Genomic DNA, 25,332 nt, shown 5'->3' with positions numbered 1-25,332 from the left:
ATGAAAATCAATCTTTCTCCTACTTTCAAGAGGTTTATATTTGCAAGCAAAAGGAACGAGTTGGACGACAGCTACTATATGGCCTCGCAGTGGAGGCTCATGCTGCGTAAGCTTAGAAACCATAAGCTGGCCCGCATCAGCATGTTCGTCCTCTTTTTCTTGTATCTGGGAGCTATCTTCGCTCCGTTCCTGTCTCCTCAAGGCTTGACCAGTTATGATGGAAAATACGTCAATATGCCTCCGACCCGGCTTCACATGATGGATGAGGAGGGGCGAATTCACGGGAGGCCGTTTGTTTACGGTATAAAAAGCACGCGGGACCCGGAAACGTTGCGGAAAATATATGAAGAGGATCGGACCAAACGTTACCCCTTGCGATTTATGGTGAAGGGCGAATCGTACCGGATTCTCGGATTGATTCCTTCCGACAATCACTTGTTCGGGGTCGAGCAGCCGGGACAGTTCTTTTTGTTCGGTACGGACAGCATGGGCAGAGATCTGTTCTCCAGAGTTCTTCTCGGCAGTCAAATTTCACTGACCATTCCGCTGGCAGGGGTATTGATCAGTATGATTTTAGGGGTGACGATCGGTGCCGTGTCCGGCTACTTCGGGGGTTGGATCGATTCGGTCATTCAACGTGTCATTGAAATCATCCGTTCGTTTCCGACGCTTCCTCTATGGATGGCGCTTTCCGCAGCGATACCGCCCGAGATCCCGGTAGTCACCATGTTCTTTTACATTACGATTATTCTTTCGTTTATCGAATGGACGGGGCTTGCCCGGACCGTTCGAAGCAAGTTCATTTCCCTGAAAAACGAAGATTATATCATGGCAGCCAAAATAGCCGGAGTCGGCAGCATGAAAATTATTACCAGACATATGGTCCCAGGTTTTATGAGCTACCTGCTGGTCAGCATAACTTTGGCAGTACCGGCTATGATTCTCGGAGAGACGGCGATGAGTTTTCTCGGACTTGGCATCCGATCTCCGGCAACAAGCTGGGGCGTACTTATCCAGGAAGCGCAGCAAATACAAAATGTGGCTTTATATCCGTGGAAATTGATTCCCCTCGGTTTTATCATTGCTACGGTACTGGCCTTCAATTTCTTCGGTGACGGACTCCGCGACGCGGCAGACCCATATAAATAGTTGCTGTTTGTGAAATTTCATCTCAATCTGCGAGGAACTGGTCCCATGACAAACTCTGAAATCCAAATTTCTCAGCAAACTTTGCTGGAGCTTAACAACGTGAAGGTTTACCAGCAAACGGAAGGCGGGCTTCTGAAAGCCGTTGACGGTGTGGATTTCACCGTAGCCAAAGGCAGAACTCTCGGACTTGTCGGCGAATCCGGTTGCGGAAAAAGCATGACCGGTAAAGCGATTTTGAACATTCAGCCGAAAGGTTTTGTTTGTTCCGGAAATATACTGCTGCATCAAAAAGGGGAACAGCCGGTGGACCTGGTTCGGCTTGGCAGAAAAAGCAAAGAGCTGCGCTCCATCCGCGGCGGTAAAATTGCGATGATTTTTCAGGAGCCGATGGCCGCATTTTCTCCCCTTTATACGATTGGGAATCAAATGATCGAGATGGTAAGGACTCACCGCGAGAAACAGCGCAAAGCGGCCGAATCGATCTGTGTACATATGTTGTGACTTGTCGGTATCCCGGATCCGGAAAGAGCCATGAACCGGTACCCCCACGAATTCTCGGGGGGGATGATGCAGCGGATTATGATCGCAATGGCATTGTCATGCCGGCCTGATCTGCTCATCGCGGATGAGCCGACGACTGCGCTGGATGTAACGATTCAAGCCCAGGTGCTGGAGCTGATGAAGGAGCTGCAGCAGGAATTTGGAATGGCGATGCTGTTCATCACCCACGATTTGGCTACGGTGGCGGAAATGTGCGATGAGGTTGCCGTCATGTACCTTGGCAAAATCGTCGAGAAAGCTTCAGTAAGCGACATTTTCTCCCGTCCGATGCACCCGTATACGAAAGGTCTCATCGGATCGGTCCCGAAGATCGGCAAGAAGCAAAAGCGGTTGGAATCCATCGAAGGAACGGTTCCGGTACCGATCGATTTGCCGCCCATCTGCGGTTTTTACGACCGGTGCAAGGAACGGATTCCCGGTCTCTGCGATCGGCGGGAGGCCCCGATAACCCGGCTCTCTTCGGACCACACGGTCAGATGCTTTCTGTACGCTGACGGACATAAACATTCAATTGACAATCTAACCGAAGAAACAGGTGACTCCGAATGTCCAAAACCGTTATAGAGGTCAAACAATTAACCAAACACTTCAAAATTCAATCCGGTTGGTTCGGCCAAACGACGAAAGCGACGGTAAAAGCGGTATCCGGCGTTTCTTTCGGCATCGGCAAAGGAGAAACTCTTGGCCTGGTCGGGGAGTCCGGCTGCGGCAAATCGACTTTAGGCCGTTGCATTGTCCGCGGCATCGACGCTACCTCCGGGGAAGTCCTCTATCATACGGAAGGGGGGCGCATAGTGGACTTCTTGCGGATACAAGGGGCTGAGTACAAGGAGTACCGCAGAGATATCCAAATGATATTTCAAAATCCGTACTCTTCGCTCGATCCGCGGATGACCGTGTACGACATTATTAGCGAGCCCCTTGCCGCCCTTGGAAAGCTCAGCAAATCGGAAATCGACGAACGGGTGCGTTATTTCGCAGAGAAGACGGGACTTAACGTTTCTTATTTGAGACGTTATCCCCATGCGTTTTCAGGGGGACAACGTCAGCGCATCAGCATAGCCCGCGCGCTGGTTAGTCAGCCGAGGCTGATCGTATGCGATGAGGCCGTTTCGGCTTTGGATGTATCCATTCAGGCGCAAATTATTAACCTGCTGAGCGACTTGCAGGACGAGTTTCAAATTTCTTATTTGTTTATATCCCATAATTTATCTGTCGTCGAGCATATTTCAAGCCGCGTAGGAGTCATGTACCTGGGAAAAATCGTAGAGCTGGCTAATACCGATTCTCTATATGCCGCGCCGAAGCATCCGTACACCGAAGCTTTGCTGTCCGCCGTACCGAAGCCTGAACCGGGTGTGAAAAATGAGCGGATCATCTTAAAGGGCGAGGTGCCGAATCCGGCGAACCCCCCTTCAGGCTGTGCCTTTCATACCCGATGCCCTTATCGGAAAGAGCAATGCGCGGTCAGCGCGCCGGAACTGCAGGAGATCGCCCCCGGGCATTATGCAGCCTGTCACTTCGCTTCCGAGCTGCAGCTAAGGGGAGTATAAACGGTATACGAGAAACGATTATTCTCAAAGAGAGGAAGATCCGTATGAACTCTATGGAAATCAATTTTGAATTGGCGAAAACATACGCCCCCTTGATTTACTTCGACGAAAGGGAACCTTTCTTCCCGGTCATGGTCGGCATTTCCCATTATGTACCCGGCGAAGCTTCAGCCTCCTTTCGCAGGGTGTTTGAATGGGACGGTGCGCCCCTGAGGACGATCATGGAGTACGCCATCTACTGGGATTATGATATTCAGCATCTTTACGAATTGGAGCATGTGTGGATTTATGTAGGGGAGAGCGGCGAGGTGCTGGACTGCGAGGCCAGCTTCCACGGAAGCTTTTTCAAAGGTTTGCTTAAGGACCGCAGCAATTTGGAAGGGAATCAGGTGAAGCTGTACTCGCAGCCCGGAAAGCATGCTTTTATGCCTCATCCGGATTACTTTCAATTACTGCCCAATCTCGTTACCTGCACCTCTAGAGATGCCGGAACTCACGGTATGATCATTACCGATGTGCTCAAAGGGAGACTCGAATCGACCCCCTTGATTAATCGGCGGGTAGAGCAATATTTGCGCACAAAAGCTTTTATCCCTTCGATGATTTTCAACAAATACGTACTTGAAGATAGTTTGTACGTAAGTTGGCCGGAGCTATGGCGAAATATTCCGGTTCGCATTCTGGATTGTTTGCGGGAGCTGGGCTGCGAGGATGAGATCATAAGCGGAGGGGCTGCCGCAAACTCCAAGTAACGATTCGCCGTGAAAGGGGGTGATGCCCGCTGGTATTGTAAGGGCTTAAGCTTCACGATGCTGCGACGACTCGTTATGCTTCATCTTGGCTAAGGCATAAAACAACCTTTTTATGGAAAAGGAGTGAATTCAAGCATGAAATTAAATGTTATGTTTAGAAATTTTGCCTTGGTTGTACTTATGCTAACTTTGTTGTTCCCGGGGGCTGTGGCGCTGCCGAAAAATGCTCACGCTGCCGTCAGCGACCTGGACCTTGCGTACCGCTGGGCCCCTTTGAATTATCATGATACGGACAGCAGCGATTATGAGGCGGATTATTTGACCGCCGTTGATTATGACGGTGACTGGAATACGCTGAACAACTGGGAAAACCTTCATGTTGATCATAATCGGCTCATCGGCAAAGCCTACTATTCCGTAGTTGAAACAAGCACTCACTGGTTCATCGGATACAATTATTTCCACCCGCGGGATTGGACGGATGTCGATTTCTTCGGGTTGGACCAACACGAGAACGATTCGGAGGGCATTCTTCTGTCGGTTCGCAAGGACGGTTCCGATTACGGCACTCTGGAAGCCATGGTCACCGTATCCCATACCGATTTCTTCTCCTTCACCCCTGCCGGGAGTCCCCTGAAGAACGGTCAAGAGACCATCGACGGCACCGTACGTATGCTGCCGTACGACGGCTACGACCATCCGGTCATTTTTCAGGAAGCCAAGGGACACGGGATTAAAGCTTGGGATGGGAATCTTTATACCAATACGGATGTCCTGCTTTACTATCCGAGCAAAACCACAGGTGAAGTTCCTTCCGGCGGGAATGACCGGGACGTTAAGTATCAGCTTGTAGACATTTTTGCGCCGCAAGGTCTTTGGGACCATCGTTTTGATCCGCAAACCTTTGCGCTGTGGGGGACGCACTATGGAGACAACGGGCAGGGGCCCAATATGGCCAATGCTTCATGGGGCTATGACGACAAGGACGACAAAGTGCCGCGCGGTTACTTGGCCCTGGATCCGGCTAGCCTGATTTCCAATTATTTCAGCAATCTGGGCAATTTCAGCACGACCTATACGAAGAATCCGTTCACAGCCGGAAAGGTTAATCGGATAGAAGCTTCCAACATCAGCGACGCCTTTATCCGCCACGCGAGCGGCAGGGGGAGAATCGATTCCGGAGTCAGCCCTGCCGCCGATGCGGAATGGAGAATCGTGAAGGGCTTGGCGGATCCGAACGCCATTTCTTTCGAGTCCGTAAATTTCCCGGGTGAATTTCTGCGCCACAAGAACGGGGAGATATGGCGGGAACCGTACAGCAACAATGCTTTGTACCTGGCCGATGCAACCTTCTATAAAGTACCGGGGCTTGCCGACAGCAATCTGGCATCCTTCGAATCCTATAATTTCCCCGGCAGATACATCAGACATCGCAATAGCTTGCTTTATAGCGAAGCGGTTTCCAGCGATTTGGACCGCAGAGATGCAACTTTCATCATACGATAATAGTTCCGGTTTTTCATCCATCCAGCCGTAACTATCGATTGGATTGGTTCTCTTCCTCTGGTACAATATGAAAAGTACAAACAGTCCAAGGAGGGGACACCATGACATTCGGAGCCCGCATGCTCAAGACAGGAATCGCTGTCACGCTGTCCCTGTACGTCAGCACATGGCTTCATTTTTCCCCGCCGGTGATTGCCGCGGTGGCGGCCATTTTCGCGCTGCAGCCCTCGATATACCGGTCTTGGCGGCATTTCCTCGAGCAGGTGCAGACGAACACGCTCGGCGCCGTTATTGCGCTGCTGGCCGGAACGTATTTCTCAAAGGAGCCGATCGCCATCGGCGTCGTCTGCATCCTCGTCATCATGCTCTGTATGAAAATCGGGATGGGAGAGTCCGTCGGTTTGACGCTGGTGACGGTCGTGGCGGTGATGGAGGCTTCCGGACAGTGGGAATTTGCACTGAACCGCTTCCTGCTCAGCATGATCGGGATATTATCGGCTTTTGTGCTCAATATTGCATTCATGCCCCCGGATCCGAAGGTGCAATTCAACAAGCAGATCCATTCGGTTTTCAATCAGCTGTCCTTGCTGCTTCGCACCGCCATTTCCGATGAGATGAAAGAGAAGGTGTTTCGGGAACAAAAGCAGGAGCTGGAGGATGCTCTGCACTCGCTTACGGATAAATATAAGCTGCTGGAAGAGGAGCTGAAGAAGCTGAAGCGGGCTAAGTACCGACGGACGCGTCAGATCGTTGTGTACAAGCAGCTGCTGCAATGTTTGCAGAAAGGCTACGAGGTGCTGGAGGATGTACATGAGCATTACTTTCAATCGGAGCGGACACCGGACATCGATATGAGCTATGACCGGCATTTGGAAAAGCTGATTAAGTTCAACGAGCATATTTTGCTCAAATTTGAGGAAAAGGTAAAGCCGGAAAGCTGGAACTCCGCGTCTGTCAAGGAAGCGAACGATGCGTTCATGAAGCACGCGACAAACTGCTACAACGAAGACAGAGACGGTTCGCTGCGGCTTTTTATCGTCGCCGCGGCGATTTACGATTACGGGTATCAGTTGATTCGATTGGATCGTCTGGTAGAGTGCATGGACACGGATGACCATGAACCGGCCGGTTCAGAAGGATAAGTATGGAAAAAGCAAAGCCAGGCTTGCATGAGCATGCCTGGCTTTGCTTTTTTGTTTTGGGAATACGTTCATTAATTCGCGATGAACTCCTGCACCCACTCGCCATTATAATAGGCGACCCCGATTTTCGTGTAATTCGGGCTCAAAATGTTTTGCTTATGGCCGGGACTGTTCATCCAGGCGTTCATGACCTCTTGCGGCGTCTTCTGGCCCATCGCGATATTTTCGCCCGCGTAGGTGTAGCTGATGCCGTAAGAATTCATCATATCGAACGGGGAGCCGTAGGTTGGCGACGTATGATCAAAGTAATGATTATTGTACATATCTTTGGCTTTATCGAGGGCCATTGCCGCCAAAGCTTGGTCGACAACGAGCGGTTTTACTCCGGCATTGGCGCGCTCTTGATTGACGAGAGCGACGACTTGATCCGCATAAGCGGACTGGGAGGAGGAAGACGGGGCCGCCGAGTTCCCGGTTCCCGGAGCGCTAGGCTGCGCAGCAGTGCCAGGGACGATCAGCTTCATGCCGGGCCAAATGATGTTCGGGTTCGCGACCTGCGGGTTCATGCGGATCAGTGTGCTGAGCGGGATGCCCTGCCTTACTGCAATTTTCCACATCGTGTCCTGTCCGGTCACGGTGTACGTTGATGCCGCGGATGCCGCTCCGGCTCCGACGACCATGCTGAGTGCAAGCGCACCCGCGATGATGACTTTTTTCATCTTCATGATACGAATCTCTCCTTTTTTTACGGCCTGCGAGGTTAGCTGACGGATTAGGGTCAAAGAGGAAACACCCCGCCATGGTGAGTGGCTTCACCCCGGTAAATGGGTCCCCCGCGCTTTCTGACGAAGCTTCGGCCTTATTAGCACTCAGCCCCAAATAAAGGCAAAACGGTGCCCTGGGCCTGAGTTCGTTCCATTGTAGCACGCTTGTCCGTAAGCTTCATTGATCAAAACTTTCCAGCACTTCTATAGGTAAAATCTGCTCGAATTAGGTTTCTTCGTCGCGCTTCTTGTCGTATGGCTTATAACTATCATATAATAGTAAAGACGTGTTTAATCCATAGGGTTAAAATAGAGCCGGAAAAGGGGTGTGACCTGGTCGCACCCTGGCTTGCTGTGGAAGCCTACGCACAGGCGCCACCATTTTTTTCTTCAAATACTAGCGTGATGGGACGGTAAATATGAGCAACAGACAAACTAAAACAGACGTTATCTTGATTGGTGCCGGAATTATGAGCGCAACTTTAGGGTCACTGCTGAAAGAATTAGTACCGAACTGGGAAATTACAGTGTTTGAGAGGCTTGCAAGCGCAGGAGAGGAAAGCTCTAACGAATGGAATAATGCGGGTACCGGCCACGCATCATTGTGCGAGCTTAACTATACCGTGGAAAAGTCGGACGGAACCATCGATATTAGCAAAGCTGTTAAAGTGAATGAAGAATACCAGGTTTCCAAGCAGTTTTGGTCTTATCTGGTAAAAAGCAATTTGATTCGTAATCCGCAAGATTTTATCATGCCGCTACCTCATATGAGTTTCGTACAAGGGGAACAAGACGTTGCATTTCTTAAAAAACGTTTTGAGGCGATGTCGGGCAATCCCTTGTTCCAAGGGATGGAGTTTTCCGACGATCCGGATAAACTGAAGGAATGGATTCCGCTTATGATGAAGGACCGGGGCTCGAATAAACCTATAGCAGCTACCAGAATCGAATCCGGAACGGATGTCAATTTTGGCGCTTTGACGCGCATGTTGTTCGCCCACTTAAAAAGTAAAAATGTCGACATAAAATTCAAACATAATGTGGATGATATTAAACGTACGAGCGACGGCTTATGGGAATTGAAAGTTCGTAACATCGACAGCGGTGCGGTCGAACGGCATACGGCAAAATTCGTCTTTATCGGCGGCGGCGGAGGAAGCCTGCATCTGCTGCAAAAGTCCGGCATCCCGGAAGGAAAAGGAATCGGCGGATTTCCGGTTAGCGGACTATTTATGGTGTGTCAAAACCCGGACGTCGTAGCGCAGCATCATGCCAAAGTATATGGCAAGGCAGCGGTCGGCGCGCCTCCGATGTCTGTTCCGCATCTTGATACAAGATATATCGACAACAAGGAATCGTTGTTATTCGGACCGTTTGCCGGATTCTCGCCAAAATTTTTAAAATTCGGTTCGATGTTTGATTTGATAACTTCCGTCAAACCGCACAATCTCGTAACGATGATGGCGGCAGGCGTAAAAAATGCTTCACTGACCGCATACCTGATCAAGCAAGTGATGTTATCGAAGGAACAACGTATGGAAGAGCTGCGGGAATTCGTACCGAATGCCAAAAGCGAGGATTGGGATTTGCTGGTCGCGGGCCAGCGTGTGCAAATTATTAAGGATACGGCTGCCGGCAAAGGAACTTTGCAATTTGGCACGGAGGTTATCAGCGCTGCCGACGGCTCGATAGCCGCCTTGCTTGGCGCTTCCCCAGGTGCTTCCACCGCCGTTTCCGTCATGCTTGAAGTTATAAAAAAATGCTTCCCGCAGCAAATAAAAACGTGGGAACCGAAAATAAAAGAAATGATACCTTCTTACGGCATTTCGCTATTGAAACACCCGGAACTTATCCAAGACATTCATGCTTCAACAGCGCGGATACTCGGTCTCAGTGAAAAAGTACCGGTACAGATGGCAAGCCGAACCGTATCGTAAAGAGGGAAACAGTGCAGCTTTTGCGCAAATAAGCTATACATCGAAGCCGGCCCAAGGGTCGGCTTTTTTCGACCCTTGCAGACCAAGACGAGTCAAAATTGAAGGAACTGATTGCATCGATGTGAGAAGTGCCTACATGGCGGTTACGGTTTCCAGCCAACTTTTGCATGCCGCAGTCCAGCCTTGCACAGGACCCTTGGTCGTACCCATGCCAAAGCCGTGTTTTCCCGATTTATACGCATGCAGCTCCGCAGAGACACGTGCTTTTCGCAGGGCAAGATAGAAGCTGACGCTGTGTTCCGCCGGGGTTGTAGTATCGTCGTCAGCAACCATGATAAAGGATGTAGGCGTATCCTTCGTAACCAGTTCATCGGTGCTGTACTTTTTCACCATTTCCATAAGCGGGGTAGGGAAGTCCTTATCTTTCCCGTCCCAGCCGTTCAAGGAAATGCAGGGATAACACAGAACCATAAAATCCGGTTTGGCACTGATCTGATCTGCCGAGTCGATAGGTTCATAAAATTTCCGATCGTAACAGGTGCCTAATGCAGAGGCGAGATGCCCTCCTGCGGAAAATCCCATTACACCTACTTTTTCCGGATTTATCCCATATTGAAAGGCCATGCTGCGAACAAGCCTGACCGCTCTTTGCCCGTCCTGCAAAGGTACGTCAAGCGCATGCTCATGTCCGTCTCCGGGCATTCTATGTTTTAACACAAACGCTGTGACCCCGAAGGAATTCAACCATTTCGCGATATCGGCGCCCTCCAGGTTCAGTACCTGCCTCCGGTAACCTCCGCCGGGGATGACAATAACGGCAACTCCATTTGGCTGTTCAGGGACATAGGGGATGACTGAAGGCGCGGTTACCCCCTGAACAACCCTTTTAAAGGTATGTTCCCAAGGTTCTTCAAAAATTTTTTCTTCCAGCTGTACTCTTTCCGATCCCGGAGCTTTGCCCGGAAACAGAAACATTTCTTTTTCCATGGAACAACCACCTTCCTCCTTTAAATCATAGCGGCTTGTTCGAATTTCAGCCATACGTTTTTTTATATTACCCGTTCCGTTCGTAGAACAGTCGCCTAATGATCTTTAAATGCACTCCCAGCATGACGAATAACACCGGATCCGCTATTGCGGAATACCATAATTTCCAACCGTTGTAATAGAACCATCCGCTTTTCAAGGCAACCACTTCATACAGCAGGGTGAACGCAGTCCAACCGAAAATATATAACACTTTACGCCCGACGCTTCGGCCGTAAGGGTACAAGTTCAGATAAAGGATGTTAACGGCAGGGAAAATCCCATATACGACCAACAGAGAAGGCCAGTTGAAACCTTTTCCGAAATAGCCGTAAAGGTCATATTTCAAATCCAATATCATGTCGGTTAACCATTGAAGAACGTAGGCAAAGATCGTTGTGATATAGAGTTCCTGTTTGGTCAATTTTTTCGGTATCCAATATGCAGCTGCATTCAAAACAATAACGGAAATATAAAGGAACAGCATGATTAGAGTCTCCGCATTATGAGATTCTTTGGACAATACGGAAATGCCACAACAAAAGAAGGAACAGCCAAGGGTGGATCAGAGCGGAGTACGACAGCTTCCATCCGTTGTAATAAAACCATCCGGCCTTTAAGGCGCATGCTTCATAGGAAATGGAAAAAGCTGACCATCCGAGAAGATAAAGCGTTTTACGTCCAATTCCGGCATTGTATGGAAACAGATTGAGAAAGAGGATACTCACAGCCGGAAACAGTCCGAAAATCGGTAGAAAGGAAGCCCAGTCCACTCCTTTTTGGAAAAATCCGTATAGATCGTATTTGATGTTCAGGATCAAGTCGGCTAACTGCTGAAGGCAGAACGAGAAGAAAGTTGTAAGGTAAAGCTGCGGCCATGTCATTTTTTTGGGAACGAAATATGCCAACGTGTTGAGGACAAGGATGGAGCCAAAAAGAAAGAGCATGAATCCCGATGCCGCCTTCCGTTTAAGCATTTCGGCGTATTATTAATGGGTATTGTACCCTGACGAAGGTAGGTTCAAACGATTAGTGACGATGTAATTTGGTTCATGGCCGAATCAAAGCTTTCTTTTTTAGTCGTATTGTTATAAAAATGCGAACGAAGCTTAAACTGGGATAAGAAACCTTTTTCGAGGGGAGGGGCTTTGCTTGAGCTTGAAAAAAATATTGTTGATCTGGGCGGGTATGGTGACGGTATATGCCGCAGTCGTTGCCTTTTATTTTCTTTCACAGGGCGAAGGGGCAGTACCGGGAGCTATGGCGGGAGGGCCGGCGGATCCGGCCACGTTTATGTCCGGGGAGCAGATTCACAATGTTCACCGGCTGTCAACGATCGAATATATCAGCTTTTTCATTTCGACTCCGATAAAATGGACGATTATGGCGCTGCTGCTTGCGCTTGGCGTTTCCGCGTGGTTCCGTGACAAAGCGGAAGACTGGTTCAGATTATCCGGCCTCAGGTTGATCGTCTTTCTGTTCCTGCTGCAGGTTACGCTTCAGCTCATCGAACTGCCGCTGGATTATTATTTGCACAGTCTCAACCGGGCATACGGCTTGTCCAACCAAGCAATCGGTTCGTGGCTCGGAGACCAGGCGAAGAGCCTTGTGATCGATTACTGCTTATCCGTTCCGTTATACGGCCTTTTGCTCTGGGCAATCAAAAAAAGTCCTCAGCGCTGGTGGCTTTGGGGCTGGATCGTCTCCATTCCGTTGACGCTCTTTTTCACATTCGTTCAGCCTATCGTGCTGGATCCGGTGTTTAACGAATTCAAGCCGCTGCAGGACGAGCAGCTACGTCAAAAAATATTAAAGCTTGCCGATGAAGCCGGCATTCCGGCGAATCAGGTTTATCAGGTGGACAAATCGAAACAGACGAATACGCTCAATGCCTATGTGAGCGGAATCGGCGCGTCAACAAGGATCGTGCTGTGGGACACAACGCTGCAGAAGCTGAAAAAAGACGAGATTTTGTTCATTATGGCCCACGAAATGGGGCACTACGTCAAACATCATGTATTGTGGGGCACTTTATACGGTATCGCTGAAAGTCTCACTGGCTTTTGGCTCGTTTACCGCCTGTACCGAAGGATCCATTCGAAGTTCGGCACCGAGCTGAATGTGCGCGGACCGTACGATATGGCAAGCCTTCCGGTGTTATTCCTGCTCACATCGGTGCTGACCTTTGCGGCTTCGCCGCTCGATAACGCCATATCCAGGATGCACGAACACAGTGCGGACCAATACGCTATTTCGCTCACGCAGGATAAAGACGCGGGAATCCGCGCCTTTCAACAGCTCGCGGCAAACAGCTTGTCCGATGTGAATCCGCCCTCGCTCGTGCAATGGTTTCTCGGCTCGCACCCTACACTCGCTCAGCGCATTGACTACGTGCAGCATTATCCGGTTATTCGTTAAGAAAAAAGCACAGATCGACAAATACATACAATTTTATAAGTTTAATAAGAAATCGTTATATTTTCGATCGTCTTTTTTGGAGGAGAATGTGGTATAGTTTCCATAAGATTAGTTAAACTTGCGGAAATAGATAGTGTCTAACCGTGAGGCATTTTAATGTGGGGTGGAGAACGTTGCAATTTCAGGTAAATAACAGTCCCTTTAGCCAGGAACAGGTCGATCTTCTGAATCGACTTATTTCGACCCTGAACGAGTCGCAAAAGATTTGGCTCAGCGGATATCTCGCCGCGTCGGCGGCGATTCAAGCACCTTCCGGTGCACTCGGGTTGTCGCAGCCGGCGCCAAGCGGTGTGCCGGCCGTAAGTAAAGAAGTGACCGTACTCTACGGCTCGCAGTCCGGCAATGCGCAGGGACTTGCGAAAAAGTCGGCGAAGGCGCTTGAGGCGAACGGTTTTGAAGTCACCCTTTCGTCAATGAGCGATTTCAAAACGAATCAGCTCAAGAAGGTACAGCAGCTGCTTATTATCGTCAGCACACATGGAGAAGGCGAACCGCCTGATAATGCGATCTCATTCCATGAGTTTTTGCACAGCAAACGGGCGCCGCGGCTGGATGGCGTCAGCTTCTCGGTCCTGTCGCTTGGCGACAGCTCGTACGAGTTGTTTTGCCAGACCGGCAAAGATTTCGATGCCAGGCTGGAAGAGCTCGGCGGAACAAGGTTGTTCGAACGTGTCGATTGCGACGTGGACTATGACGAGCCGGCGGCGGAATGGCTGCAGGGCGTGATTCAGCGTTTGAAGGAAGGACAAGGGGGGGCCGTTTCCGCCGCTGCTCCTTCAGCGGCAGCTGAAACGATCGCCTCGGAATCTGCCTATTCCAGAACGAATCCTTTCCAGGCCGAGGTCTTGACGAATATCAATTTGAACGGCCGCGGGTCCAATAAAGAAACGCGCCATATCGAGCTTTCTCTTGAAGGCTCGGGGCTTAACTTTAAACCTGGCGACAGCTTGGGCGTCTACCCTCACAACGATCCGGCACTGGTGGATCTTCTGCTCGAACATACAAAGTGGGATCCAAACGAGCAGGTAGTCATCAATAAACAAGGCGAGGTCCGGCCTCTGAGAGAGGCGCTGATCGAATATTTCGAGATTACGGTCCTAACGAAACCGCTGCTTGACAAGTTAGCGCCGCTTGCAGCGAATAAGAAGGTTCTTGAGCTGCTGGAGGCCGGCAATGAGGAGCAGTGCAAAGCCTACATCCACGGACGCGACCTGGTGGACTTCGTCCGCGATTACGGCCCGATGCAAGGAAGCGCCCAAGATGTGGTTTCCCAGCTCAGAAAAATACCGGCGCGTTTGTATTCCATTGCAAGCTCGCAGTCGGCCAATCCCGATGAGGTGCATCTGACCATCGGGGCGCTCCGCTATGAGGCGCACGGGCGGGAGCGTAACGGAGTTTGCTCGATTTTCTGTGCGGAACGATTGCAGCCTGGAGATAGGGTTCCCGTGTTCATCCAGCACAATTCGAACTTCAAGCTTCCGGAAGACCCGAGCACGCCGATCATAATGGTCGGCCCCGGCACAGGAATCGCGCCTTTCCGCTCCTTCATGCAGGAACGGGAAGAAATTGGCGCAACCGGCCGATCCTGGCTGTTCTTTGGAGATCAGCATTTCACGACCGACTTCTTGTACCAGACCGAATGGCAGCGATGGATCAAAGACGGCGTCCTTACCCGTATGGATGTGGCGTTCTCGCGCGATACGGAGGAGAAGGTCTACGTGCAGCATCGCATGCTTCAGCATAGCAAGGAATTGTTCACCTGGCTGCAGCAGGGTGCGGCGGTTTACATTTGCGGCGATGAGAAGCGGATGGCTCGGGACGTTCATCGGACTCTCGTGGACATCATCGAGAAGGAAGGCGGCATGAGCCGCGAACAAGCGGAAGAATATCTCGCAGCCATGCAGCAAAATAAACGATATCAGAGAGACGTGTACTGATTTGAGATAGAGAGGGGTACGACTTAGTATGGCAAATACAAAATTAACCGCGCCGGAAGGGCCACCAAGTGATGTAGAGCGCATTAAGCTCGAAAGCAATTATTTGCGGGGCACCTTGGCCGAATCGATGCTGGGACCGCTCAGTGCCGGCATTCCGGATGACGATAACCGACTGATGAAGTTTCATGGCAGCTACCTCCAGGACGACCGCGATCTTCGAAACGAAAGGCAGAAGCAGAAGCTTGAGCCTGCCTATCAATTCATGCTGCGCGTACGGATGCCGGGCGGCGTCGCTCAACCCGGGCAGTGGCTCGTGATGGATGAGCTGGCCCGGAAATACGGGAACGGCACCTTAAAGCTCACGACGCGCCAGACGTTCCAGATGCATGGGATTTTGAAATGGAATATGAAAAAAACGATCCAATCCATCCATCAGGCGCTGCTCGATACGATTGCCGCGTGCGGTGATGTGAACCGGAATGTCATGTGCAACCCCAATCCGTATCAATCGGAAATTCATGCCGAGGTGTACGAATGGGCGAAGCGGTTAAGCAACGATTTGCTGCCGCGGACGAGAGCTTATCACGAACTGTGGCTTGATGAGGAAATCGTTGCGTCGACTCCGGAGCAGGAAGAGATCGAACCGATGTACGGACCGCTTTATTTGCCGCGGAAATTTAAAATCGGCATTGCCGTTCCGCCGTCCAATGACGTCGACGTCTATTCGCAGGATTTGGGATTTATTGCGATTGTCGAGGATGGGCGGCTCACAGGCTTCAACGTTGCGATCGGCGGCGGGATGGGGATGTCGCACGGCGACAAGGAGACGTATCCGCAGCTGGCCAAAGTGATCGGCTTTTGCAAGCCGGAGCAAATTTACGACGTTGCCGAGAAAGTCATCACGATTCAGCGCGACTACGGCAACCGTTCGCAGCGCAAAAACGCCCGTTTCAAATATACGGTGGACCGGCTCGGGCTGGAGACGGTCAAGGAGGAGCTGGAACGCCGTCTGGGCTGGAGGTTAGGCGAGGCCAAGCCGTATCACTTTAACGATAACGGAGACCGGTACGGCTGGGTGCAGGGCGTAGGCGATAAGTGGCATTTTACGATGTTCATCCAGGGCGGCCGCGTTACGGACTACGAAGGTTATCCATTGATGACGGGCTTGCGGGAAATTGCCAAGGTTCATACCGGCGATTTCCGTTTAACCGCCAACCAGAACCTGATCATCGCCAATGTGTCGCCACAAAAGAAAGCGGAGATTACCGAGCTGCTTGAACGCTACGGACTGCACGATGGCAAACGTCATTCCGGGCTCCGCCGCAGCTCGATGGCCTGTGTGGCGCTGCCTACCTGCGGTCTGGCCATGGCCGAAGCCGAGCGTTACCTGCCCGTGCTGATCGACAAAATCGAGGAGATTTTGGACGAGAATGGGCTGCGGGATGAGGAAATTACGATTCGGATGACAGGTTGCCCGAACGGCTGCGCACGCCATGCACTCTCTGAGATCGGTTTTATCGGAAAAGCACCGGGCAAATACAATATGTATCTGGGCGCTGCATTTGACGGCAGCCGGTTAAGCAAGATGTACCGGGAAAATATCGGAGAGGAAGAAATTCTCCGTGAACTTCGTTTGCTGCTACCCCGGTATGCGAAAGAAAGGGAAAGCGGGGAGCACTTCGGCGATTTCGTCATTCGCACAGGCATTATCGCCGCGACAACAGACGGTACCAATTTCCATGATTAACGTTCGTTTAAAGAGCCACGGCAGGAATCCTGCCGCGGCTCTTTTATCACTTGCGGATGTTTGCTTTCTCAATTAATATTTTTAGTTTATTTCTAGCCCGATACAACATGGTTTTTATATTTGAATTAGACCAACCCGTGCAGTCGGAAATTTCCTGATAACTTAATTGCTTAAACTCCCGTAAGTAAATGACTTCCTGATAATCCGGTTTCAGCTTTGATATATGTTCTATAACTTCATTTAGCTGCCATTGAATTTCCGCATATCGATGCGGTTCATGAAATTGCGTTTGTATAAATTGGGCATGTTCGTCCAAATGAAGGGTTTTCAGTTTACGTTCTTTTCGATACCAGGATACAAATGTATTATGTGCAATCCGATAGATCCATGATTTTGGAGAGCTTTCCTGTTTAAAGGACTCTATTCCATTAAAGATGGATAAAAAAGTTTGTTGGCTCAGATCCTTGGCAATCTCTTTATCTTTTGTCAAATAACATAAATAACGATAAACGTCATGATTATATAACTCGTAAAATTCATGAGTGGTTCTGATTTGTTCCGCCTTTTTAACGGAAGAAGTTATCAACTGTAAAAGATTATTACCCATATGTTCAGCGAACGTCATAATTGAAAATGTCCCAATTTCCTTATGCGATAACCGCAAAGGGATGGAAAAACAGGATTTATCTTGAAGGCAATAATGAAAATGTTCATTCCCCGTTATTTTGACCGCCTCTTGAAAGCGAACAGACATAGATATCGAGTTGATTCCGGCATCCTGCTCTCTGAACTGCACGCCTTCCGTTATTCCCATTTTATGGATTAAATTTCCCATGGTAGTATCACAATACATTTTTAGAAGAAAGCCCTTATGGTCAGTAATCGCCAGTAAAAAAGGAGTGTCCTTGACTTCGCCAACAATATACTCGGTAAAGCGGCTGTTGCCGGATAAAAATTCATCCAGCTGAGATCGTTTTCTATTTAGTTCTGTTTTCGTGAGCCTATTTTGAGGGACAGGAACATCATTAGGATCCATCTCAAATTCGTTTTTACATATATTTTTCCATTGTTGGATATCTAATGCAAGTGTGGTCAAAGTAATCTCCCTTATCGCTATAATTTCCTATTAACAAGAATACCGAATATTAACATAATTTCAAAGGAAAATTATATATTTGTAGCATCGCAGGACGGCCACGATGCGATTGACGGATCGCAACGAAGTCCTTTGGCGGCGTTGAAAAGGGCGAAGGACGCGGCAAACCCGCTCATTTCACGCAGATATGAGTAACAGTATCTACAGAGACACAAATTGTACAAATATGGGGCACTGCCGGTTTCAAACTATCATTTATCGTGATTACAGCCTTTTCATAGAAAAATAGGTAAATAGACAGTCAATCGTTGCGTCTTGTACATTTACTGTATCATCCTGAAAGCGAAGGAGGTGAAACTTATGGCGATTCGTGCCCGTGCTCAACTGTCCTCCGCGCAAAAAGCATTGATCAAAAAGGTGCTGATGAAAAAAGTCAGAAAAGTTGTCAAAAAGAAGAAACGAGCTCTCCAAACGCTGGGCAACCTTCATATCATCGTTACGAATAATAACGGCGTCCCCCGTGAAACAACGAATTGGACGGCAACTGTAACAAGACCCGGAGTTACGATGACAGCAAACTTCGATGATTTCGGCGTCGCAAGATTCAATATTGCTACTTTAACAACAGTGTCTTATACGCTGCGTGTCAGAAATGCCAACGGCGATTTGGTAGCTACCCGATTGATTCCGGAGGACGTGGAAGCCTACGTTGTTCGGATTTAACAATCGTTTCATTTCAGTCTAAGGAAAAAGACCCCGATTCATTTTTGAAGAATCGGGGTCAGCCTGTTGAAAAACCCAACAGGCTACTTGTGCGCTTGGCAGCGCATCGTACTAACGGGTGAAAGTCCCGAGCGCACCGCGGGGTGGCGGAAGCGCATAGCCGACTGGTAGTGCTCTGGCCGTAAGGGAGGGTGCGGAGGATCAGAAGGCAAAACCCGGAACAGGCGGCATGAACCATGTTGGCTGGCGAAGCCGGATAACCCTGCAAGAGAAGGGGACGTCCTATACCACCATAGGCTTCGAAAGTTAGGAGGACTGGATTCGGGGGAAAGACGATGACGTGACCCAAGGAGGGCTTATCGTCTTCCGCATAGCGGTAAACTCTTTTCAAGGCTTATAGGGCTAAGACAGAATGATGGATGGTGAGCAGTCATACGAAGGGATAGTAGTGAGAAAGCTTGCCGGAAAAGCCGCAATGGCAAGTGAACCGACACCAACGTTGTCGGTGCAAGCTTAGACCCAAAAGGCAAAGACTTGGTGCGAAGCCCGGAACCGTGGAAGAAAAGCATAACCACCTAGGAAGCCGTCATGTGCCAGACAGAAGCCGGGGAGCCAAGAAGAGCGAAGAGCCGGGGCTGAACAAAAGGGTAGGCCGTCTGGGGCGGAGTACCGAAGGGGAACCGGAAAGGCTGAAAGATTAGCTATACGTCCGGAAACTGAAAGGGAAGGAACACGAGACATGAAGGAAGGAAAAGGAGAGGTAGGCTTTCGTGAGGGAGTAGAAGTCCCGAGAAAACGCAGATGGCACAGCCTCATCGACAAGATATGGGCGATGCCGAACCTTGAGGAGGCATTCCGGGAGGTCAAGCGCAACCGGGGAGCAGCGGGAGTAGACGGAGTGACCATAAAGGTATTCGAGAGTGAACTGGAGCGTAACTTAAGAACGCTTCAGCAGGAGCTGCGGGCGAAGGCATACAAGCCGATGCCGGTCAGGCGCATGTACATTTCCAAGGAAAATGGGGGTCAAAGGCCGCTCGGGATACCCGCAATTCGCGATCGCGTAGTACAGGCGGCGACCCGCCGAATCCTCGAACCGATTTACGAGGCGACATTTATGGAGTGTAGTTTTGGGTTTCGCCCGGGACGCAGTGCACACATGGCGCTGGAGAACATTCGGAAAGATCTCATGGATGGATACGTTTATGTGATCGACGCCGACCTGAAATCGTATTTCGATCTCATTCCACATGACAAGTTGCTTAAGGCCGTCAAGGAAGAAGTGGTGGATGGTAGTGTCCTAAAGCTCATAGAAAGCTTCTTAAAGTCCGGAGTCATGGAGAACGGAAGTTTTCACCTGAACGAGCAAGGAAGTCCACAGGGTGGGGTTATTAGTCCGCTTTTGGCGAATATCTACCTAAACCCGCTGGATAAGCTCATGACTGAACGGAAGCACCGTATAACACGGTACGCCGATGATTTTGTGATCTGCTGCAAATCCCAAAAGGGGGCAGAGAGGGTACTCCAAGGTGTTATTCGTCTACTGGAACAAGAGCTTGGGCTCAAAGTACACCCGGAGAAAACCAAGATCGTGAACAACTTGGAACAGTCCTTTATGTTCCTAGGTCATGAGTTTAAACCGGGATTTTGGGTTACTCCATCCTCGAAAGCCAAACAGAAATTTAAAGAACGCGTGAAAGCAATTACGCGGCGGAACCAAACGGTGAATGTGGAACAGCTGATCCGAAAGAAGTTGAATCCATATTTACGTGGATGGGGTAGCTATTTTGGCTGGGGCAACGTAGGAAGTCTGATGAGAGAGTACGATGCATGGATAAGGAGAAGGCTCCGGATGGTACAGTTGCGGAGCTGGAAAAAGCCGAAGAACTTCTACAGGGCACTAAGAAAGAATAAGTGGAGGGGAGAGCTTCCCAAGATGCGTATGTTCGCATGGAGAAGCTCGCTATCCAAGCCAGCCAGTGTTGCAATGCCAAACGATTGGTTCAGAGAAAGAGGTCTCGTTTTTCTCGTAGACATCTATAATGAACATCATCCCCAGCGGGGATAAGCGCGGAGGAGCCGGATGCGATGACCCGCACGTCCGGTTCTGTGAGAGGCCCATGAATTCATTCATGGGCCTACTCGATTTTCGTTCAATATCTTTAACAAATTACCGCGTTAATATGTTATAATGTAAATATACTCTTAAGGCGGTGGATCCTATGCTTCGCTCTAATCCGAATGTCCAAAATGAATATGAATTGGTGTGTATCGAGGAACTGGTTCATCCAGATCATCCTCTTCGTAAAGTACATAAGCATATCGACTTTTCCTTTATTCTCGACTTAGTCCGTCCTTATTACTGCGAGGATAATGGACGTCCCTCGGCAGATCCCATCATGCTTTTCAAGATGCTATTGATCGGGTATCTTGACGGCATTCGCTCCGAACGACGGTTGGAAAGAGAGGTTTTCTCTAATAATGCTTATCGATGGTTTCTGGGGCTTGGGCTCAAGGATCGCGTGCCGGATCATAGCACCCTTAGCTACTTTCGTGAACGTCTTCAAGAAGGCGATGTACTTCAACAAATCTTCGACCGGGTCGTTCTGCTTGCTATTCAACATCGTCTCGTTGCCGGTCGGGTACTTATCACCGACTCAACTCATCTTAAGGCCAATGCGAATAAACGAAAGTTTGTTCAAGAGGAAGTAACCAAGAGTACGAAGGCCTACATGGAAGAACTGGACGAAGCAATTCGTGCCGATCGCGAGGCTCATGGAAAAAAGCTTTAAAGCCACGAGAGGAGGTGGAAGAAACCAAACTAACGAAGGTAAGCACAACCGATCCGGAGAGCGGTTATATGGTGCGGGACGGTAAGCCGGAAGGCTTTTTCTATCTCGATCATCGGACCGTCGACCACAAATACAACATCATCATGGATGTCCACGTCACTGCCGGCAATGTTCACGATTCTGTCCCTTACATAGAGCGTTTGGAACATATCATCAAGAAGTTTAAATTCGAAAAAACACTGGAAGCCGTCGCACTGGATGCAGGTTACTTCACGTCGCACATTTGCAAAAAGCTTCAAGACAAGAAAATATACGCGGTCATCGGAGGTAGAGCCTTTACCCCAGTTAAAGGATTAATGGCTAAGTGGCGATTTAAGTATGATGCGGAGAACAATGTGTATATATGTCCACAAAAACACGAATTGAAATATACGACAACGGATCGCGAAGGCTACAGACAGTATAAGTCGGATCCGAATCATTGTGCGAACTGCCCCATGCTCAAAGAATGTACCCGGTCCCGGAATCACCAAAAAGTCATCACCAGGCATGTATGGCAGGATAGTAAAGAGTGGGTAAAACAAAACGGTAGAAGCAAGTCCGGCAAATATCTCTACCGCTTACGATACCAGACGATTGAGCGAAGCTTCGCGGATGCCAAAGAGCTCCATGGGCTTCGCTACTGCCGGTTCCGCGGCCGAAACAAAGTGCAGCAGCAAGCATTACTGACTGCACTATGTCAAAACATTAAAAAGATCGCCAATATCCTGGCTAAAAGGGCCGGATAAGAGGCGATCTTCTATTTTTAGGGCTAAATTCAAAAAATGATCCTACAAAAGCCCCGAAAAACCGGGGCTTTGTCAACAATCTGACCCCGATTCTTTTTTGAAGAATCGGGGTTTCTTCTTTCCACGCAACGCCCGAATAGGGTTGATGGGATGCGATTCTTATGGACATGATGCATTTTGCAATGCAGGTTCATAGCATAATTCATCAACAAAACCTGGGAGTGTGGGTGGTTTGAAAAAACATGCGCAGCGCATTGTGCAAGGCGGGATCGATTTTTTTCGGGCAAAGGAGAATCGAAGCGACATCCAGTTCGAACAATGCGGAGGAAGCCCGCGAACAAGCTTTGACGTAGAGGCTATTCCGGACGGCACGCGGGTAACATGGATTCGGGGGGATGTGCGGCAAAACGCGGTTATTCGTGAACCATTGGGGACTTTCGAATGCAATTACAATGCTTTCACTACGGGAGCTGCACTTGCCCGCCGATTGAGGCTGGTGAACGGAGCCAGATACTTGCTCGTTTACAACAGCGGTACGAAAACAATCCGAATTCGCAGAAAACCGACTTCGACGGAAAACATAAGGGTGATTCCCGACAATACGCTGAACGCGGATCTGATCGGAATCGGCAATGGACTAAAAGAAAGGCTTGGCTATTTTTTGCCCGAAAGGACGGCGATTTCGGTACGAGGCGGAGGCGCCGGGAAGCGGCTTCGCGTTCGCACGCTCGAACCCGGTGCAGATGAGTTGTTCAACTACGAGATTCGATTGAATCCTCGGAATTTCGGTTTGTTTGGGCTAGGAAACAGTGCGGGCAATTTTATCGTTTCTTATAATCAGGTGAGCCGGGTGCTTCGATTTGTCAGAAGGACAGCCCTGCGGAAAAAGGCGAAGAATGCAACCAAAGCCAGAAAAGAGCCCTGATCAGGGCTCAACCGATATATTCAAGATTATCGTTAGCATAGAAGGCTGCCTTCTGTACAGAGGAGACATTCATACGGCGATGCAGCCGGCAAACTGCTTTTGAACCAAGCTTCATCCAAATTGCGTCCGATGACCACGAATTCGCTGCGTTTTGCTTCCCCCGGCTTCCATTCCCGATCCGCAGTGGAGTCAAACAGCATATGTATGCCTTGGAAAACGACCCGCTGTTTTACGCCTTTAATGTTTAAAGCCCCTTTATAACGGAATGTATCGGCGCCGTGCTCGGAGAGCCACACACCCAAAAATCTCTCCAGCTTGTTCAGATCTTACGGTTGTTCTTCCTGCAATACGATGGACGTTACATCATCGTCATGATCATGGTCCTCTTCTTCAAGGAAGCCGGGCTCCAGTTCAAGCTTTTTTTTGCAAGTCAAATGCATCTATGCCGAGCACTTTGAGCGCCGGAGACCGTTTCACCCCGGCCGACTGGCGGAGTGGATGGTAGAAACGGAGACCGAAGCACGAAGTTTGTTTTAATCGGGATTGATATGAATAGCTTCGCCTATCGAATGCAGTATGAGTACGAGCAGGCGTACATCTCTTCCGTTTCAAAGCACCTGCTGAACAATAATCCATAACTCCAAATAGATCGTTGCGGACGGCATAATTGATCAAGTTCTTGTCAAAATCAATGACAAGAGCTTGATCCCATTTTCAGAAAATGATTCACAAATCGATGCATCTGTGTTACATTTTATATAAAACGTAACACGAACCTATATTTTTTTTGCTCTTTTACGTAACACAAAAATCATTATTCGTGTCACCAAATTAAAGACGAAGGGGGAGCTTGTTTGAGTAGGCGATGGTGTAAAGGATTTGTTTCAGTCCTCGTTTTTTCTATGGTCATTTCAGGATGTACATCCGCAAAAAAACAAGATACCGATGGATCGAAGAACGAACTTGTTCTGGCCGTCGGATCGGAGCCGGAAGCAGGTTTTGATCCTACTACAGGGTGGGGGCGTTACGGAGCGCCATTATTCCAAAGCACCCTGCTAAAAAGGGACCACGACCTAAAGATCGTCAATGATTTGGCGACGGGATACGAAGTGAGCAACGATCGGACGGTTTGGACGGTAAAGCTTCGCAAAGACGCCAAATTTTCCGACGGTAAACCGGTTACTTCCGCGGATGTCGAGTTTACATTTAACACAGCCGCCAAGAACGGATCCGTAATCGATCTCACGAACATGAAATCAGCGGAGGCGGTCGACGAGAATACGATTACATTTGCACTGAAAGAACCGCAGTCGACTTTTTTGTCGATACTGACAACTCTTGGAATTGTACCTAAACATGCGTATGGCAAGGATTACGCTCAAAAACCGGTCGGTTCGGGTCCTTTCAAGCTCATCCAGTGGGATAGAGGGCAGCAGGTTATCGTTGAGGCCAACCCGGAGTATTACGGGAAAAAGCCTTATTTTAAAAAACTTACCCTGCTTTTCTTAAGTGAAGATGCAGCCTTCGCCGCCGCAAAAGCCGGGAAAGTGGATATATCTTACATTCCTACCGCATTCAGCAAGCAAGCGGTGAACGGCATGCGGTTAGAGTCTCTGAAAACCGTTGATAACCGAGGCATCGTGTTTCCATACATAAGTTCCGGGCAAAAGACCAAGGAAGGGTATCCGATCGGCAATGATGTAACGTCGGATATATTTGTACGCAAAGCGATCAACGCCGCTGTTGATCGAAAGGCTCTGGTTAAAGGGGTGTTGGATGGATACGGCACTCCTGCATATTCCTCGAGCGACGGTCTGCCTTGGTGGAATCCTAAAACAACCGCGGAAGATGCGAACTTGGAGCTGGGAAAGAAAATACTTGCGGATGGCGGTTGGAAAGACAATGATGGCGACGGTATCGTGGAAAAAGGTACTCTCCGAGGACAGTTTAATCTCATCTATCCGGCAGGCGATTTGACCCGACAGTCTCTGGCTCTTGCCGTTTCCGATATGATCAAGCCGCTTGGCATTAAAATGAATGTGGAAGGCAAGAGCTGGGACGATATCAAAACAATGATGCATTCGAATGCAGTCATGTTTGGCTGGGGGAGCCACGACCCGCTCGAAATGTATAATTTGTACAGCACGAAATACCGGGGAGTCGATTACTACAATCCGGGTTATTACGGCAACCCGAAGGTCGACGAATGGATGGAGAAAGCTTTGAAGTCCGGAAGCGAGGAAGAAGCTCTGGACTATTGGAAGAAAGCGCAATGGGACGGCGATACGGGATTCAGCGCATTAGGGGACGCTCCATGGGCTTGGCTCGTCAACATTGACCATCTGTATCTGGTTAAAAACAATTTGGATATCGGAAAACAACCTATTCATCCTCACGGTCACGGTTGGCCAGTGACGGACAATATTGAAGAATGGAAATGGAAGTGAGGAGAACGGGGC

21 protein-coding genes, 1 pseudogene and 1 riboswitch are annotated in these 25,332 nt (G+C 49.4%); of the genes and pseudogenes, 16 read left to right on the top strand and 6 right to left on the bottom strand.

The annotated features are described in order from the left end of the window. From MYS68_RS11595 to MYS68_RS11565, 7 genes and pseudogenes are all read left to right on the top strand, one after another. Positions 1–1,149: an ABC transporter permease gene (locus MYS68_RS11595; RefSeq protein WP_248925989.1), complete on the top strand. Its 1,149-nt coding sequence runs from the start codon at positions 1–3 to the stop codon at positions 1,147–1,149. Between the two features lie 45 nt (positions 1,150–1,194). Beyond that, positions 1,195–1,776: pseudogene (locus MYS68_RS11590) on the top strand (ATP-binding cassette domain-containing protein); the annotation flags it as partial. Between the two features lie 51 nt (positions 1,777–1,827). After that, positions 1,828–2,274, top strand: coding sequence for an oligopeptide/dipeptide ABC transporter ATP-binding protein (locus tag MYS68_RS11585; protein WP_338043669.1), 447 nt, complete (start codon positions 1,828–1,830; stop codon positions 2,272–2,274). Beyond that, positions 2,256–3,263 (top strand): ABC transporter ATP-binding protein, encoded by a 1,008-nt coding sequence (locus tag MYS68_RS11580; RefSeq protein WP_248925988.1) that lies wholly within the window; start codon positions 2,256–2,258, stop codon positions 3,261–3,263. The genes MYS68_RS11585 and MYS68_RS11580 overlap by 19 nt, the downstream gene beginning before the upstream one ends. Before the next feature lie 44 nt (positions 3,264–3,307). Continuing rightward, entirely contained in the window at positions 3,308–4,015 is a 708-nt protein-coding gene (locus tag MYS68_RS11575) for a hypothetical protein (protein WP_248925987.1), read from the top strand. Positions 4,016–4,150: 135 nt separating this feature from the next. Beyond that, complete coding sequence (locus MYS68_RS11570) at positions 4,151–5,521, top strand: AbfB domain-containing protein (protein WP_248925986.1); 1,371 nt, start codon at positions 4,151–4,153, stop codon at positions 5,519–5,521. Positions 5,522–5,622: 101 nt separating this feature from the next. After that, positions 5,623–6,663: an FUSC family protein gene (locus MYS68_RS11565; protein WP_248925985.1), complete on the top strand. Its 1,041-nt coding sequence runs from the start codon at positions 5,623–5,625 to the stop codon at positions 6,661–6,663. Between the two features lie 71 nt (positions 6,664–6,734). Here the strand turns inward: MYS68_RS11565 and MYS68_RS11560 are convergent, their stop codons facing one another. Further along, positions 6,735–7,391 carry a CAP domain-containing protein gene (locus MYS68_RS11560; protein WP_248930883.1) on the bottom strand — a complete coding sequence of 219 codons (657 nt, stop codon included), beginning with the start codon at positions 7,389–7,391 and terminating at the stop codon, positions 6,735–6,737. A gap of 6 nt (positions 7,392–7,397) precedes the next feature. Continuing rightward, a riboswitch (cyclic di-AMP (ydaO/yuaA leader) is annotated at positions 7,398–7,532 on the bottom strand. 314 nt (positions 7,533–7,846) lie between these two features. Between MYS68_RS11560 and MYS68_RS11555 the strand changes: the two genes are divergently transcribed. Beyond that, entirely contained in the window at positions 7,847–9,364 is a 1,518-nt protein-coding gene (locus MYS68_RS11555) for a malate:quinone oxidoreductase (protein WP_248925984.1), read from the top strand. A 132-nt stretch (positions 9,365–9,496) separates the two neighbouring features. Here the strand turns inward: MYS68_RS11555 and MYS68_RS11550 are convergent, their stop codons facing one another. From MYS68_RS11550 to MYS68_RS11540, 3 genes are read right to left on the bottom strand one after another with little or no spacing between them, the layout of a single operon-like run. Then, entirely contained in the window at positions 9,497–10,405 is a 909-nt protein-coding gene (locus MYS68_RS11550; protein ID WP_248925983.1) for an alpha/beta hydrolase, read from the bottom strand. A gap of 13 nt (positions 10,406–10,418) precedes the next feature. Then, positions 10,419–10,877, bottom strand: a complete 459-nt coding sequence (locus MYS68_RS11545) for a CBO0543 family protein (RefSeq protein ID WP_248925982.1) — start codon at positions 10,875–10,877, stop codon at positions 10,419–10,421. Between the two features lie 16 nt (positions 10,878–10,893). After that, positions 10,894–11,337: a CBO0543 family protein gene (locus tag MYS68_RS11540; protein WP_248925981.1), complete on the bottom strand. Its 444-nt coding sequence runs from the start codon at positions 11,335–11,337 to the stop codon at positions 10,894–10,896. A gap of 205 nt (positions 11,338–11,542) precedes the next feature. Here MYS68_RS11540 and MYS68_RS11535 point away from each other — a divergent pair, with 205 nt between their 5' ends. From MYS68_RS11535 to cysI, 3 genes are all read left to right on the top strand, one after another. Beyond that, positions 11,543–12,808 carry a M48 family metallopeptidase gene (locus MYS68_RS11535; RefSeq protein ID WP_248925980.1) on the top strand — a complete coding sequence of 422 codons (1,266 nt, stop codon included), beginning with the start codon at positions 11,543–11,545 and terminating at the stop codon, positions 12,806–12,808. A gap of 173 nt (positions 12,809–12,981) precedes the next feature. Then, positions 12,982–14,805 (top strand): assimilatory sulfite reductase (NADPH) flavoprotein subunit, encoded by a 1,824-nt coding sequence (locus tag MYS68_RS11530; RefSeq protein ID WP_248925979.1) that lies wholly within the window; start codon positions 12,982–12,984, stop codon positions 14,803–14,805. A 28-nt stretch (positions 14,806–14,833) separates the two neighbouring features. Then, positions 14,834–16,552, top strand: a complete 1,719-nt coding sequence (gene cysI / locus MYS68_RS11525; protein WP_248925978.1) for an assimilatory sulfite reductase (NADPH) hemoprotein subunit — start codon at positions 14,834–14,836, stop codon at positions 16,550–16,552. A gap of 46 nt (positions 16,553–16,598) precedes the next feature. Here the strand turns inward: cysI and MYS68_RS11520 are convergent, their stop codons facing one another. Beyond that, positions 16,599–17,648, bottom strand: a complete 1,050-nt coding sequence (locus MYS68_RS11520) for a sigma-70 family RNA polymerase sigma factor (RefSeq protein ID WP_248925977.1) — start codon at positions 17,646–17,648, stop codon at positions 16,599–16,601. 360 nt (positions 17,649–18,008) lie between these two features. Here MYS68_RS11520 and MYS68_RS11515 point away from each other — a divergent pair, with 360 nt between their 5' ends. The 4 genes from MYS68_RS11515 (at position 18,009) to MYS68_RS11500 (ending at position 22,873) form a co-directional block, all read left to right on the top strand. Continuing rightward, complete coding sequence (locus MYS68_RS11515) at positions 18,009–18,371, top strand: hypothetical protein (RefSeq protein ID WP_248925976.1); 363 nt, start codon at positions 18,009–18,011, stop codon at positions 18,369–18,371. 739 nt (positions 18,372–19,110) lie between these two features. Further along, complete coding sequence (gene ltrA, locus MYS68_RS11510; protein ID WP_248924450.1) at positions 19,111–20,436, top strand: group II intron reverse transcriptase/maturase; 1,326 nt, start codon at positions 19,111–19,113, stop codon at positions 20,434–20,436. A 154-nt stretch (positions 20,437–20,590) separates the two neighbouring features. Continuing rightward, positions 20,591–21,948, top strand: a protein-coding gene (locus MYS68_RS11505) for an IS1182 family transposase (protein WP_248924449.1) whose coding sequence is annotated in 2 segments (ribosomal slippage) — positions 20,591–21,155 and positions 21,155–21,948 — 1,359 coding nt in all. Because the reading frame shifts where the segments join, the coding sequence is not laid out codon by codon here. 232 nt (positions 21,949–22,180) lie between these two features. Next, a complete protein-coding gene (locus tag MYS68_RS11500; RefSeq protein ID WP_248925975.1) occupies positions 22,181–22,873 on the top strand; it encodes a hypothetical protein in 693 nt (230 codons plus the stop codon). 32 nt (positions 22,874–22,905) lie between these two features. Here MYS68_RS11500 and MYS68_RS11495 read toward each other — a convergent pair whose 3' ends face one another. Beyond that, the gene (locus MYS68_RS11495) at positions 22,906–23,169 is read right to left on the bottom strand and encodes a GTP-binding protein (RefSeq protein ID WP_248930882.1); all 264 of its coding nucleotides are present in this window, start codon (positions 23,167–23,169) and stop codon (positions 22,906–22,908) included. Positions 23,170–23,775: 606 nt separating this feature from the next. Here MYS68_RS11495 and MYS68_RS11490 point away from each other — a divergent pair. Next, the gene (locus MYS68_RS11490; RefSeq protein ID WP_248930881.1) at positions 23,776–25,320 is read left to right on the top strand and encodes an ABC transporter substrate-binding protein; all 1,545 of its coding nucleotides are present in this window, start codon (positions 23,776–23,778) and stop codon (positions 25,318–25,320) included. The last annotated feature ends 12 nt before the right edge of the window (positions 25,321–25,332 follow it).

Origin of the sequence: Paenibacillus hamazuiensis (assembly GCF_023276405.1) — a bacterium.
Lineage (GTDB): Bacteria > Bacillota > Bacilli > Paenibacillales > NBRC-103111 > Paenibacillus_AF > Paenibacillus_AF hamazuiensis.
Note: the sequence above shows the minus strand (reverse complement) of the source record. Positions and strands in the feature narration are given on the sequence as shown.